At 71.1% G+C, this 14,014-nt stretch carries 15 protein-coding genes; 13 read left to right on the top strand and 2 right to left on the bottom strand.

The features are described from left to right. The 9 genes from ACWDSL_RS34865 to ACWDSL_RS34905 form a co-directional block, all read left to right on the top strand. A partial coding sequence (locus ACWDSL_RS34865) for a TadE/TadG family type IV pilus assembly protein (protein ID WP_450491961.1) occupies positions 1-857 on the top strand: 857 nt, incomplete at its 5' end. A 79-nt stretch (positions 858-936) separates the two neighbouring features. After that, on the top strand, positions 937-2,295 hold the full coding sequence (locus ACWDSL_RS34870; protein ID WP_450491962.1) for a CpaF family protein: 1,359 nt from the start codon (positions 937-939) through the stop codon (positions 2,293-2,295). Positions 2,296-2,301: 6 nt separating this feature from the next. After that, a complete protein-coding gene (locus ACWDSL_RS34875) occupies positions 2,302-3,240 on the top strand; it encodes a type II secretion system F family protein (RefSeq protein ID WP_450491963.1) in 939 nt (312 codons plus the stop codon). Positions 3,241-3,271: 31 nt separating this feature from the next. Next, on the top strand, positions 3,272-4,165 hold the full coding sequence (locus tag ACWDSL_RS34880; protein WP_450491964.1) for a DUF5936 domain-containing protein: 894 nt from the start codon (positions 3,272-3,274) through the stop codon (positions 4,163-4,165). 313 nt (positions 4,166-4,478) lie between these two features. Beyond that, the gene (locus tag ACWDSL_RS34885) at positions 4,479-4,628 is read left to right on the top strand and encodes a hypothetical protein (protein ID WP_162097954.1); all 150 of its coding nucleotides are present in this window, start codon (positions 4,479-4,481) and stop codon (positions 4,626-4,628) included. An 8-nt stretch (positions 4,629-4,636) separates the two neighbouring features. Next, complete coding sequence (locus ACWDSL_RS34890; protein WP_450491965.1) at positions 4,637-5,392, top strand: hypothetical protein; 756 nt, start codon at positions 4,637-4,639, stop codon at positions 5,390-5,392. A 54-nt stretch (positions 5,393-5,446) separates the two neighbouring features. Then, a complete protein-coding gene (locus tag ACWDSL_RS34895; RefSeq protein ID WP_450491966.1) occupies positions 5,447-6,040 on the top strand; it encodes a hypothetical protein in 594 nt (197 codons plus the stop codon). Between the two features lie 7 nt (positions 6,041-6,047). Continuing rightward, positions 6,048-6,746 carry an OmpA family protein gene (locus tag ACWDSL_RS34900; protein WP_450491967.1) on the top strand — a complete coding sequence of 233 codons (699 nt, stop codon included), beginning with the start codon at positions 6,048-6,050 and terminating at the stop codon, positions 6,744-6,746. Positions 6,747-6,806: 60 nt separating this feature from the next. Further along, on the top strand, positions 6,807-8,114 hold the full coding sequence (locus tag ACWDSL_RS34905; protein WP_450491968.1) for an SLC13 family permease: 1,308 nt from the start codon (positions 6,807-6,809) through the stop codon (positions 8,112-8,114). A 99-nt stretch (positions 8,115-8,213) separates the two neighbouring features. Here ACWDSL_RS34905 and ACWDSL_RS34910 read toward each other — a convergent pair whose 3' ends face one another. Continuing rightward, complete coding sequence (locus tag ACWDSL_RS34910; RefSeq protein WP_450491969.1) at positions 8,214-8,627, bottom strand: cold-shock protein; 414 nt, start codon at positions 8,625-8,627, stop codon at positions 8,214-8,216. Positions 8,628-8,734: 107 nt separating this feature from the next. Continuing rightward, positions 8,735-9,175, bottom strand: coding sequence for a DUF192 domain-containing protein (locus tag ACWDSL_RS34915; protein ID WP_450491970.1), 441 nt, complete (start codon positions 9,173-9,175; stop codon positions 8,735-8,737). 88 nt (positions 9,176-9,263) lie between these two features. Between ACWDSL_RS34915 and ACWDSL_RS34920 the strand changes: the two genes are divergently transcribed. From ACWDSL_RS34920 to ACWDSL_RS34935, 4 genes are all read left to right on the top strand, one after another. Next, positions 9,264-10,007, top strand: a complete 744-nt coding sequence (locus ACWDSL_RS34920; RefSeq protein WP_450491971.1) for a prepilin peptidase — start codon at positions 9,264-9,266, stop codon at positions 10,005-10,007. A gap of 343 nt (positions 10,008-10,350) precedes the next feature. Next, the gene (locus ACWDSL_RS34925; RefSeq protein ID WP_089505068.1) at positions 10,351-11,112 is read left to right on the top strand and encodes an isoprenyl transferase; all 762 of its coding nucleotides are present in this window, start codon (positions 10,351-10,353) and stop codon (positions 11,110-11,112) included. A 400-nt stretch (positions 11,113-11,512) separates the two neighbouring features. Then, the gene (locus tag ACWDSL_RS34930; protein ID WP_450491972.1) at positions 11,513-12,850 is read left to right on the top strand and encodes a PhoH family protein; all 1,338 of its coding nucleotides are present in this window, start codon (positions 11,513-11,515) and stop codon (positions 12,848-12,850) included. 438 nt (positions 12,851-13,288) lie between these two features. Then, positions 13,289-14,011, top strand: coding sequence for an aggregation-promoting factor C-terminal-like domain-containing protein (locus tag ACWDSL_RS34935; RefSeq protein ID WP_450491973.1), 723 nt, complete (start codon positions 13,289-13,291; stop codon positions 14,009-14,011). Positions 14,012-14,014: the final 3 nt, after the last annotated feature.

Raw genomic sequence — 14,014 nt, forward strand, 5'->3', positions numbered from 1 at the left:
CCGCGCGGCCGGGGCGCCCGGCGGTGCCCCGGCGCTGGGCTGCGGATGGCGGGGCGGTGGCCCCTGGTGCGGGCGCCGGACGCGCGGCGGCGGCCGGGTCTGCCGTGGCCGTCGGGGGTGCGGCGCGCGCCGGGGGCGCGGCGGTGGCACCCGAGGCGCGGGGGCGCGAGACGGCGCCCGGGCGCGCAGCGGTGGCCCAGCGTGGGGCCGTGGCCCGGTGCGGGGGGCTTATCCGTACGGAGGTGACGCGCGCGGCGGAGGCGGGCGTTGGGCGCGCGGGGGGTGCCCGGCGGGCGGCGGTGGCCGGGTCTGCCGTGGCCGTCGGGGGTGCGGCCCGTGCCGGAGGCGTGGCGGTGGCCCCCGAGGTGCGGGGGCATGAGACGGCGACCGGGCGCGCGCAGGGTGCGCTGCGCGCGGCGGCGGTACGGGGCGCGGCGGCTCGCTCGGCGCGCTTCGCGCGCGACCGGCGTCGCGCCCGGCGTCGCGCCCGGGATCGCGGCCAACGCCGCGATCGGGGGTCGGCCTCGATCGAGTTTCTCGGCTTTCTGCCGGTTCTGATCCTGGTCGCGCTGGCCGCCGTTCAGCTGGGCCTTGCCGCGTACGCCGTGCAGCAGGCGGGTACGGCGGCCCGCGCGGCGGCGCGTACGGCCTCGCTCGACGAGGTGAAGTCCAGCCCGGCGGCCGCGGGGCTGGCGGCGATGAGCGGATGGCTGGCGGAAGGGACGGACGTCGGCGTCACCCCGTGCGGGAACGGGCAGGCGCAAGCGACCGCCACGGTGGACATCCCGTCGGTGATTCCCGGCGTGAGCTTCGGGAACGCGAAGAGGAGCGCGACGATGCCGTGCGACGACGGCTGACCGGCGGCCCGCCAGGGGACCGGCGGTCGGAGCCCATCACGCGGCGGAGCCGCATACCAGCACAAGGAGGAGGACACCGATGAGCCTGCGGGCACGCATCACCGCGCCCGAGGGGCCCGGTGAGGGGCGGGAGGACGGGCATCTCGTCGCCGTCTACCGCGCCAAGCTGCTCGAGGAGATCGACCTCGCGGAGATGTCCTCGCTCGCCGCCGGCGAGCGGCGTTCGCGTCTTGAGCGCGTCCTCGGGCACATCATCAGCCGCGAGGGCCCGGTGCTGTCCACCACCGAGCGGTCGCAGCTGATCCGCCGGGTCGTGGACGAGGCATTGGGCCTCGGCGTACTCGAACCGCTCCTGGAGGACGCCTCCATCACCGAGATCATGGTCAACGGCCCGGACCAGATCTTCGTGGAGCGCGCGGGCCGGGTCGAGCTCGTCCCCGTGCGCTTCGCGTCCGAGGAGCAGCTGATGCAGACCATCGAGCGGATCGTCTCGACGGTCAACCGCCGCGTGGACGAGTCGAATCCGATGGTGGACGCCCGGCTGCCGTCCGGCGAGCGGGTCAACGTGATCATCCCGCCGCTCGCGCTCACCGGCGCCACGCTCACCATCCGCCGCTTCCCGCGCGCGTACACCCTGCACGAACTGATCGGCATGGGCACGCTGGACGAGCAGATGCTGCTGCTGCTCGCCGCGTTGGTGCGGGCGAAGTTCAACGTCGTGGTGTCCGGGCCGACCGGATCCGGGAAGACGACGCTGCTGAACTCGCTCTCCGGGCTGATCCCGGAGGGCGAGCGGATCATCACCGTCGAGGACGCGGCGGAGCTGCAGCTCCAGCAGACGCATGTCATCCGCCTGGAATCCCGCCCGCCCAACGTCGAGGGCAAGGGCCTGATCACCATCCGCGACCTGGTGCGCAACTCACTGCGTATGCGCCCCGACCGCATCATCGTCGGCGAGGTGCGCGGCGGGGAGACCCTGGACATGCTGCAGGCCATGTCGACCGGCCATGACGGCTCGCTGGCGACGGTGCACGCCAACAGCGCAGAGGACGCGCTGATGCGGCTGCAGACGCTCGCCTCGATGTCGGAGGTGGCGATTCCGTACGAGGCGCTGCGCGACCAGATCAACAGCGCGGTCGACTGCATCGTGCAGCTCGTCCGGCACGCCGACGGCTCGCGGCGGATCAGCGAGGTCGCGCTGCTCGACAGCCATGGCCACGAGGAGTACCGCATCGCGACCGTCTGCCGGTTCGACGCCGAGCCGATGGGCGCGGACCGTATCGTGCACGGGCGGTTCTCGTACTTTCCGCTGCCGGAGCGGGCCGCGGGCCGGCTGCGGCTGGCGAGCGAGTCGGTGCCGCCCGCGTTCGGGGTGGCCGCGTTCCCGGCGCAGCTGAGCGTGCGCGGGGCCGTGTACAGCCCGAGTGAGCGGAGGTAGCCGGGCATGGACCAACTGGCGGTGGTGACGGTCGGGGCGACGCTGGTGTGCGGCGCGCTGGGCGTCGCGGGCGTGCATACGTACGCCCGGGGCAAGTCCGCCCAGCAGGCGCTGTTCGACCGGCTCTCCGATACGGGGTCGCTGCCGCTGTCCGGCCGGCCGCGCCGCTTCGCGCGGGTGGACCGGCGGCTGCGCGCCACGCGGCTCGGGCGGAAGCTGGAGCTGCGGCTGGCCTCGACGGGCCTTGACATCACCCCCGGTGAGTTCTTCGTCTATATGGCGGGCGCGGCGATCGGCCTGTGGGTGGTGGCGGCGGCGCTGCTCGCGGCGTTCTTCGGGCCGATCGCGGCCGTGGTCGCCGTCTGGTCCGCGTTCGCGTTCCTCAACTGGCAGCGGCAGAAGCGGATCGAGAAGTTCATCAACCAACTGCCCGAGCTGTCACGGATCCTGGCCAACGCCACGCAGGCGGGGCTGGCGCTGCGTACCGCGCTGGGCATGGCGGCCGACGAGATGGAGGCCCCGGCGGGGGAGGAGTTGGCGAAGGTCGCCGACAAGCTGGCGGTCGGCCACTCGATTGACGACGCGCTGGGCGAGCTCGCCGAGCGCCTGCCGTCCAGGGAACTGGTCGTGCTGGTCACCACGCTCGTACTGTCCAACCGGGCGGGCGGGACCGTCGTCAGCTCGCTGCGCAATCTCACCCAGACGCTGGAGGAGCGCAAGGAGACGAGGCGCGAGGTCCGCACCCAGCTGTCCCAGGTCACCGTCACCGCGTATGTGGTCCCGCTGATGGGCATCGGCACGCTGCTGCTGATGAACCGGATCGCGTCCGGCTCCCTGGACCGGATGACCTCCAACTTCTGGGGCCAGGCCGCGGTGGTGGTGGCCTTCGCGCTGTACGGGGTCGGCTTCTTCCTGATCCGCCGTATGTCGAAGATCGACGTCTGAGTCCGAGAGATCTGAGAGAGGGGCGGCGGGCATGGCGATCGGGGTGCTGCTGGCGCTGGTGGCGGGGCTGTCCGTGGCGGGCGTCGCGTACGGCATAGCGCTCTACCGCAGCGAGGCCAAGCTGCCCAGCGACCTGGCGGTGGCACTGGAGGTCGGGGCGACGCGTACGACGGTGGTCGGCTCGGCCGTCGACCGGCTCGGGATGCGCTACGCCCCGTTCGTGCTGCGGGTGATGGGCGAGAAGCGGGTCGTGAAGGTCCGGCGGCGGATCGATCTGGCGGGCAACCCGGGCGGGTTGACGGTCGACCGCTATGCCGCGCGGCGCGCGGTGTACGGCACCCTCGGTTTCGGCGGCGCGCTGGTGATGCTGATGAAGGGGCAGCTGCTGCTCGCGCTGGTGCTGGTCGCCTTCGGGCTGTTCTGGATCGAGGTCGGTATCTGGGCGGCCGTACGGGAGCGCCGGCACGCCATCGAGCGGACGCTGCCGGACTTTCTGGATGTGCTGGCGGTGGTGGTGAGCGCCGGGTTGAGCTTCCGTCAGGCGCTGGACCGGGTGGCGGAGAAGTACGAGGGCCCCTGGGCGGATGAACTTCGCATCACGCTTCGGCAAATGGACATGGGGGTGAGCCGCAGACAGGCGTTCGAGGAATTGCGGAAGCGGAACGACTCCGAGCAGGTCGCTCAGTTTGTCACCGCGCTGCAGCAGGGCGAGGAGCTCGGCGCGCCGATCGTCGAGACGTTGATCGCCATTGCGAACGATATGCGGCGCACCGATGCGCAGAACGCCCGGCGGCGCGCGGCCCGTGCGGTGCCCAAGGCGACCATGGTGGTCACGACCTTTATGGTGCCGGGCACGATGATCCTGCTCATCGCGGGCTTCTTCATCGGCTCGGGCACGGATTTCGGCTCCATCACCGGGGATTGACCGGCTGGATTCGGCGAAGTGTCTTCGCGATTGCAATCGGATATGGGACAGTTGGACACGGAGACTCCTCGGGGCCGGGAGGGGGTGAAACGGATGGGCCGCGCTAGCCGGAATACCGATCTGAAGGTCGGCCGGAAGATGACGACGCGGTTCGAACGCCTCGAAATGGGCATGCAATGGTGCCGTAGGCACTGTTCCCGGGCAGGTGTTTCGGCGTACTTTGCTCGTGTCGCGAGCGGCACCACGGGGGTTGAGTCGCCGGACCGGAGCGGTACGGCCACCCATGGAGGGGAACACAATGGGGAAGCGCGTCATGCGGAACGACCGGGGGCAGACCTCGATCGAGTATCTGGGCATCATCGCCGTGGTGGTCGCCATTGTCCTCGTCCTGTCGACGACGGACTTCGGCAGCATGATCGCAAACGCCATCTCCGACAAGATCTCCGAGGTCGTCGGCATCTGACCGGCCTCGTGACCCCTCGCCGCTTTCGCCACCCCCGCCTGGCCGGTGACGCGGGGCAGGCGTTCCCGATTTACATCACGGCGGTAGCGGGCCTGCTCTTCCTGGCGCTCGCCCTCTTCGCGGTCGGCCAGGCGGGCGCCACCCGCAACGGTGGCCAGACCGCGGCCGACGCGGCGGCGCTCGGCGCGGCCCAGGACTTCCGCGCCCAGTTGCGCAAGGGCCTGCTGGACGCGATCACGGGCGCGATCACCGACGAGCAGACCTTGGAAGACCTGCTGAACGGCCGGGGCTTCCATCCGCTGCGCGACCCGTGCGACCAGGCCCAGTGGTTCGCCGGCAAGAACGGCGCCGACGTCACCGACGGAGGGTGCGTCCCGGGCTATCTGCCCGTCTCGTTCACCGTCACGGTCGAGACCCAGAAGGCGGTCGGCAAGTCCGTCATCCCCGGTACGGAGACCAAGCACGCGACCGCGCGTGCCAAGGCGGTCGTCGAGCCGCGCTGTACGTACGAGGCGCCGGCTCCGCTGCCCGACCCGACCGGCGACGGCAAGGACGACGACGGCAAGGACGACAGCGGTAAGGGCGACGACGACAAGGACAACGGGGGCAAGGGCGACAGCGGTGACGGCAAGGACGAGGGCGGCAAGGACGAGAAGCCCGTCATCGATCTGGTCTGCGAGGGCGAGGACATCACCATCGACCCCGAGCACCTCGATCTCTTCCCCGACGCCAAGGACCTGTTCTCCGTCCATCTCGCCGACTGACGCCGACTGACGACTGCGAACGAAGCATCAACGAAGAGTGAGGGACACCGAGCGATGAGCATTCGGCACACGACGAAGGCCCGGAGGGGGGCCGCCGTGGGGGCGCTCGCGGCGGCCCTGGCCCTCGCCGTGGCCGGGTGCGGCAGCGACGACGGCAAGAAGCCGGACGACGGCGCGGGCCAGAAGTCCACGGCCGCCAAGGACAGCCGGGCCGGGGACGACGACAAGGACAGCGAGCCCGCGGCCGACTCCGACAAGACCATCGGCGAGATCAAGGGCCCGAACGGGATCGTGGTCACGGTGCACTCCGCGGTCCGGGACGGCGGCGGGTTCGTCACCGTGAACGGGACGGTGACCAACCGCGGCGATCAGCTCTTCAACGCGGTGGACTGGCGCTCCAAGGAGACCGAGATGAAGTCCCGGTCGTCCGTGTCGGGCGCCTCGCTCGTCGACTCGGCAGGCAAGAAGCGCTATCTGGTGCTGCGGGACACCGACGGGGAGTGCCTGTGTACGACGGGGCTCTCGGGGATCAAGCCGAACGAGAGCCGCCCGCTGTTCGCCCAGTTCCCGGCCCCGCCGTCGAACGTCACCAAGGTCGACTTCCAGATTCCGACCATGCCGTCGGTCAGCATCGAGCTCACGGGATGAGCCGGCGATGACCACACTCGACGACCGCAGCGCCCATGACCGCAGCGCCTCCGACGCCCGCGACCGCCGTGCCGCCGAGCGGCGCCCCACCGACCGCCGCGCCCGTCTCCGCCGGGGCTCGCTGATCGCCGCCGCGCTCGCCTCCACCGCGCTCCTGGTCACCCCCGCCCCGGCGGCCCGCGCCGACAGCGGCCCCGGCGCCCCCGCCGACACCACGCCGCCGGTCAAGATCGACGCCAAGGACCCCGATCTGCGGCTGGCCGGGAGCGCGAAGCTGGCCCCCGGCCGGGTGCTGGACATCAAGTCGGTCGTCGAGACCGACGACGGCGACGAGCGCCGCGAGGACACCAACGCCAAGGTCAAGTTCGCCCTCCAGGCCGAGGTGCTGTTCGAGAAGGACAGCTCCAAGCTCGGCGGCGAGGCCAACGCCCGGATCAGGGCCATCGCCCAGGAGATCGAGAAGCAGAACGCGACCAGCGTCCGCGTCTTCGGCTTCACCGACGACCTCGGCTCCGCGCTGCACGGCCTCAAGCTCTCCAAGGAACGGGCCAACGCCGTCCAGCACGCGCTCTCCGCGAACCTGGACTCCTCGGTCCAGTACCAGATCCGCGGCTACGGCGAGCAGTACCCGATCGCGGACAACTCCACGGAGGAGGGGCGCAAGAAGAACCGCCGGGTCGAGGTCAGCTTCGCCCGCTCGGGATAGGGCCCGGGGGCGGTAGGGCGGGGGCCGTGGCGGTTCACTTCGGCGCGTATCCCATCATGGATGTGTTTGTCGCATCTGGAATCGGGAGCCCCCCTGAGCACCGCCCTCACCGAGATCGTTTCCGTCGCCCTGCTGCTGGGCGTGCTCGCCTTCGCCGTCGTACGGCCCCGGGGGTGGCCCGAGGCGGCCGCCGCGGTGCCCGCCGCGGGGCTGCTGGTGGCGGTCGGGGCGGTGTCGCTCCCGGAGGTGTGGCAGGTCACCCGCAGACTGCTGCCGGTCGTCGGCTTTCTGGCCGCGGTGCTGCTGCTGGCCCGGATGTGCGCGGACGAGGGGCTGTTCGAGGCCGCGGGAGACGCGGTGGCCCGGGCCTGCCGGGGCCGTACGGACCGGCTGCTGGCCGGGGTCTTCGCGGTGGCGGCGATGGTCACCGCGGTGCTCAGCCTGGACGCCACGGTGGTGCTGCTCACACCCGTGGTGTTCGCCACCGCCACCCGGCTCGGCGCCCGGGCGCGCCCGCATCTGTACGCCTGCGCCCACCTGGCGAACTCCGCGTCCCTGCTGCTGCCAGTCTCGAATCTGACCAATCTGCTGGCCCTGGAGGCCAGCGGTCTTTCGTTCACGCGGTTCGCCGTGCTCATGGCGCCCGCGTGGCTGCTGGCCGTCGGCATCGAGTATCTGGTCTTCCGCCGCTACTTCGCCGCCGACCTGGCCGCCGGAACCTCGCAGGCGCCGCCGGCCCGGCGTCCCGAGGTGCCGGTGTTCGCGCTGGCCGTGCTCGTACTGACCCTCTGCGGATTCGTCGCCACCTCGCTCGTCGGCGTGGATCCCGCCTGGGCGGCCTGGGCCGGCGCCCTGGTCCTCGCGGTGCGCGCGGTGGCGCGCGGACGGGAGACGGTGCGGGGCGCGGTGGCCGCCACGGGGCCGCTCTTCTGCCTCTTCGTGCTCGCGCTGGGGGTCGTGGTCCAGGGAGTGCTGGCGGGTGGGCTGGGGGCCGGTCTTACGCAGCTGCTTCCCGGCGGCGCCGGGCTGCCCGCGCTGCTGGCGATCGCCGGGGTCGCGGCGGTCCTGGCCAACCTCGTCAACAACCTCCCCGCCACGCTCGCCCTGCTGCCGATCGCCGCCGCGGGCGGTCCGGGCCCGGTCCTCGCCGTGCTGATCGGCGTCAACCTGGGGCCGAACCTCACCTATGTCGGCTCGCTGGCCACCTTGCTGTGGCGGCGCGAGATCCGTGGCTACGGCATGGACACCAGTTCAAGCGCCCGCTCCGGCCTGGGGGACTTCACCCGGCTCGGGCTGCTGACCGGACCGGCCACCATCGTCGCGGCGACGGTCGCGCTCTGGGCGATGCTGACGGTCACCGGAGCCTGACCCGGGGCGTGAACCGGGGCGTGAAAAAGAACCGCCGCGGCAGGGGCGATGCCCCGCGCGGCGGTTCGGTGTGGCGCTCCAAGCCCCTTAGGACTCGATTCAGGACTCGATCCAGTTGTGCGCCTGAGCCAGTTCGAGCACGCGTCTGCGCACCTGCTTGATCTGGTCGGCGGTCAGCGTGCCGCCCACCTCGACCAGCGCCTCGGTCAGCTCCTGCCGGAACTCGGCGATCGACAGCACATCGCACATGGTGTCGTCGCCCGACTCGGCGGCCGGTCCCGGCGTGTGGGTCCGGACCACGGCGGTCCGCTGGACGACCCGTACTTCGGCCGCCTTGGGACCCTTGTCGCCGTACTCCGGGACGAACTCCACCTTGCTGCCCGGCTGGAACAGATGCTTCTCGTCCAGCAGGTCGTTGGCGTGCATGAAGACGTCCTCGCCGCCGTCGTCGGGAGCGATGAACCCGTAGCCGCGAAACTCGTCAAACCGCAGAATTTTGCCCGTGATTGTCACCGTGCAACCCCTACCCCTGTACCTCTACCTCAATGACCTCGATACGCGATCGAGGGTGTCCAACCATGACACCGGTGCCACAGCGTACAGCTCGGACCTTGTCGCGGCTATGCGCCCGGGCACCGGACTGTGACACGGGCGCCGGTCCGCAACCCCCAGCGCTCCATGGCGCCCGCCTCGGCCTCCAGGACATGGCGGGCGCGGGGCCTGGGCAGCCCGAGCCGGCCGGGGCGCATGGTGCGCACGGCCAGAACGGTCAGCCGGCGGTCGAGATAGGCGACGTCGATGGCGAAGCGCATCCCGAAGGTGTGGACGCTGCTCGCGGGGGTGAGCAGCAGCGCGCCCGTCACCCCGTCCCGGCCGAGCAGCCCGCGGGTGCGGGCCCGGTAGGAGGCGGCGACCTCCAGGGGGACGTCCGCGTTGCGCTCACCGCCGTGTACGTCGCCATGCGCGCCGCCGCCTACATCGCCGTACAAGTCCTCGCGTACGTCGTCATGCGCGCCGCCCCGCACGCGCAGCGTCCCCGTCCCGTCCCGCCAACGGCCCATCCCGCCCCGCCTTTCCGTCCATCTCCCATCCCGCGTCCGGTGCCCGATGCGAGTGTCGCACCCGGCCCCGCTTCCGTAGGCTCGGCCCGTGTCCGTGCCCCTGATCGTCTTCGCCGCCGCGTACGGCGCGGCGGCCGGAATGCTCGTGCCCCGGGCCCGCTACCGGCTGGCCGTGGAGCCCGAGGAACCGTGGCGCGGGGCCTGCCCGCGTGGGCACGCGCTCACCGGGGCGGCCCGCGGCTGGCTGGGGCTCGCCCGCTGCCCGGGCTGCGGGGTGGGCGGGCGGGGCTACGGTACGGGCGCCGCCCTGACCGCGGCTCTCACCGCGCTGGTGTGCGCGGTGCTGGCGGCGGCCGTCGGCGACCGCCCCGAGCTGGCGGTGTGGCTGCTGCTCACGCCGCCGACGGTGCTGCTGGCGGGCGTGGACCGGGCGGTGCGCCGGCTGCCTGACGTGCTGACGCTGCCGCTGGCGGGCGGGGCGGCGGTGCTGCTCGGCGTGGCGACGCTGCTGCCGCACAGCGCCGGGTCGTGGCGGCGGGCGCTGCTGGGCGGGGCGGCGCTGGGCGGCGCGTACCTCGTGCTCCATCTGATCAGCCCCGGCGGGCTGGGGTTCGGCGATGTGAAGCTGGCCCTGGGGCTTGGCATCGCGCTGGGCTGGTACGGCTGGGCGGTGCTGGTCCTGGGCGCCTTCGCGGGGCTGCTGCTGGGCTCGTGCTACGCCGTCGCGCTGCTGGCGACACGCCGGGCGGCCCGTGGAACCGGGATGGCGTTCGGCCCCTTCATGATCCTCGGGGCCGGTGCGGGGCTGGTGCTCGGGGGGCTCGCGGCCTGACGCGGCCGGCGGTATTCCCGACGGATTCTCGGCGACATTCATTGTCACCCTCGTCGATGCCTGGACTATCCCTCACAAAGCGTTATGGTGGAAGCCCCCCCTCGGGCCGGTCCGTATCCCCCCCACGGACCGGCCCGCTTCTTTTCCGGGCGATTCCGGGGCGTACTGGCCATCGACCCGGACGGAACGCACACCGGTCGACTACGGAGCGTGATGTTTTGCGGGATGGGTGCGGTAAATCAGGGGGCGCACCCGGTTCGCCAGCGCCCCCCTGCCGCAGTAGGGTGCGGCCTTGGGCGGACCGCCATCGCAAGCCATGCAAGGCACTGAGGGGCTGGAAGACGTGAAGTTGCGCGACCTGGTGTACGGGCTCTACGCACGCCGGGTGGAAGGCCGCCTCGACCACGCCCAGGTGCCCAAGCACATCGGTGTCATCCTCGACGGCAACCGCCGCTGGGCCCGCGCGGCCGGGGGCACGACCATGCAGGGTCACAAGGCCGGCGCGAGCAAGATCCAGGAGCTGCTCGGCTGGTGCAACGAGACGGACGTCGAGGTCGTCACGCTCTGGATGCTGTCCACCGACAACCTCGACCGCCCCGAGGAGGAGCTGATCCCGCTCCTGGGCATCATCGAGGGCGCGGTGCGCGACCTGGCCGCCGACGGCCGCTGGCGGGTGCACCACGTCGGGAACCGCGATCTGCTGCCCGACCGGACCCAGACGGTCCTCAAGGAGGCCGAGCGGGACACCGAGCACATCGACGGGATACTCGTCAACGTCGCCATCGGCTACGGCGGCCGGCAGGAGATCGCCGACGCGGTGCGGTCGCTGCTGCTCGACCACGCGAGCAAGGGCACCAGCTTCGAGGAGCTTGCCGAGGTCGTCGACATCGACCTGATCTCCGAACACCTGTACACGCGCGGCCAGCCCGACCCGGACCTCGTCATCCGCACCAGCGGCGAACAGCGGCTGTCGGGCTTCATGCTCTGGCAGAGCGCCCATTCGGAGTACTACTTCTGCGAGGTCTTCTGGCCGGCCTTCCGCAAGGTCGACTTCCTCCGCGCGCTGCGTGACTACGCCGCGCGTCACCGGCGGTACGGCTACTAGTCCCGTACGCGGTACGGCAGTCGGGCCCGGACGGCTGATGCGTCCGTACGGTTTCGGCTACGGCCTCATCCCGCCCCGAAACGTGCGGGTTTCACAACGTTCACGTGCGCGCCGTCATATGCCATTGCATGGCTGCGCACGTTCGAGGGAATATCCCTTCCAGGTCGACGCCCTGCCCCAACTGTCCTAGGGGTGTCGAACTGCCAGCGGACGGCATGTGCTCGTTCGCCCGGGAGGCCCTTTGCACACGGACGACGCGGATCGTGCGTATGACGTGGAGGGCCGGCGCTCGGCCCTTCCGCTTGGGCCTGAGCCCGGTCCGTCCCCCGCCTGCGGGCCGGGGGACTCGTTCCCGCGACGCCGTCGCACCCCAACCTCTCCCGAGGGGGTTCGTCCACCCGTGGTGACCAGCAAGAAACGCCGCGAGCAAGACCGGCGCACCTATGTTCTCGACACCAGCGTCCTGCTCGCCGACCCGAATGCCATGGCCCGCTTCGACGAGCACGAAGTCGTGCTGCCGGTCGTCGTGGTCACCGAGCTGGAGTCCAAGAGGCACCACCCGGAGCTCGGTTACTTCGCCCGGCAGGCGCTGCGCCTGCTGGACGAGTACCGGATCCGGCACGGCCGTCTGGACGCCCCGATCCCGATCGGCGATCTGGGCGGCACCTTGCGTGTCGAGCTCAACCACTCCGACCCGGGCCTCCTGCCGGCCGCCTTCCTGACCCAAGGCGGCCGGGTGGGCGACAACGACTCGCGGATCCTCGCGGTCGCCAGGAACCTTCAGGCCGAGGGGTACGACGTCACGGTCGTCTCGAAGGACCTCCCGCTGCGCATCAAGGCATCCTCGGTCGGGCTGCTGGCCGAGGAGTACCGCGCGGAGCTGGCGATAACCGACTCGGGCTGGACCGGGATGGCCGAGCTGGCCGTCAGCGCCGAGCAGGTGGACGACCTCTTCGCGGCCGAGACCGCGTATGTCCCCGAGGCGGCGGAGCTGCCGGTGCACACCGGTCTGGTGCTGCAGTCGGAGCGCGGCAAGGCCCTGGGCCGGGTCACGCCCGACGGGCAGGTGCGGCTGGTGCGCGGCGACCGCGAGGCATTTGGCATCCACGGGCGCAGCGCGGAGCAGCGCATCGCGCTGGATCTGCTGCTCGACCCGGACATCGGGATCGTCTCGATGGGCGGCCGGGCCGGTACGGGCAAGTCGGCGCTGGCGCTGTGCGCCGGTCTTGAGGCGGTGCTGGAGCGTCAGCAGCACCGGAAGGTGATGATCTTCCGGCCGCTGTACGCGGTGGGCGGGCAGGAGTTGGGCTATCTGCCGGGCTCCGAGTCGGAGAAGATGAGCCCGTGGGCCCAGGCCGTCTTCGACACGCTGTCGGCGGTGACCACCTCGGATGTGATCGAGGAGGTGGTGGGGCGCGGGATGCTGGAGGTGCTGCCGCTCACCCACATCCGGGGCCGCTCGCTCCATGACGCCTTTGTGATCGTGGACGAGGCGCAGTCCCTCGAACGGAACGTTCTGCTGACCGTTCTGTCCCGGATCGGCTCCAACTCCCGGGTGGTACTCACCCATGACGTGGCACAGCGGGACAATCTCCGCGTCGGGCGCTATGACGGCGTCGTCGCGGTGGTCGAGAAGCTCAAGGGGCATCCGCTGTTCGCCCACGTCACCCTCACCCGCTCCGAGCGGTCGCCGATCGCCGCCCTGGTGACCGAAATGCTCGAAGACGGCCATATCTGAGGTAGTTGAGGGGAGTACGCGACACGCGCAGTCCAGGGCGCCGCGCGGCTGAGCCGAAAGAGCTTAGCCGCGCGGCGTCTTGGTGCGCTCGGGTTTCCGGAAATCCCAGGGCGTAAACGGGGTGTGAGCTTTCACACTCAACGGAGAATTGCCTCCGGGCGTCCGCTTCCGGCAGTGTGTGGGTCCTGTCAGGCCCCGCATACGGCACACCAGTACCCCCAGCGGTACGGAGCAACAGCAGTACCAGAACTAAACAGCGTTCGCCGTATGCCGCCCGAGCACCTTGCGGCTCTCCCGAGGGAGGGTCCACCGGGCCAGTGCCTCCCGTGACCAGCCGTCCCCATGTGCAACAGGGGGACGGAACAAGGGGAGGTCAGCGCCAGGGGCACGATTGCGTCCGCGAGGTCACCTAAGCGGGCGATGCTGGAAGGAAACCGTGTGAGCCGGATTTCGGTCCGGGGATTCGCAGTGGCCTCGGCCACCGCGGTCACCACTGTGGGCGCTGTCGTTGGCGTTGCCGCGGGCGGAGAGCAGCCGAGCTCAACCGACCCCGTCGAGGCGACCGCCGCCGATACGACGCTCCTTGCGGACATACCCGCCGGCCAACAGGCCGTGGCGCAGACCGCGTCCCTGACGCAGCAGGCGGACGTGCAGTCCACCGCGGCCGACGCGGAGGCGAAGAAGTCCGCTGAGGAGTCTGCCCGCAAGCAGGCCGCCAAGGACGCCAAGGGCAAGAAGCTGGCCGCCGAGAAGGCGGCCGCCGAGGCGAAGCTCGCCAAGGAGCGCGCGGCAGCCAAGAAGAAGCTCGAGGAGGCGGCGAGCCGTTCGGCCACCCGCGAGCCGAGCAGCTTCCCGCAGCAGGCCTCGTACACCGTCGCCGAGGTCCAGGCCATGGCGCGGCAGATCGTCCCGGCCGACCAGTTCCAGTGCTTCAGCAACATCGTGAACCACGAGAGCACCTGGAACTACCGCGCCGAGAACCCCTCCTCGGGTGCGTACGGTCTGGTGCAGGCGCTGCCGGCCTCCAAGATGTCCTCGGTGGGCGCCGACTGGCGCACCAACCCGGCCACCCAGATCAAGTGGGGCCTGAACTACATGAACGAGCGCTACCAGAGCCCCTGCGGCGCGTGGTCGTTCTGGCAGGCCAACAACTACTACTGATGC

The sequence above is a fragment of the Streptomyces sp. NPDC000941 genome, assembly GCF_053599555.1.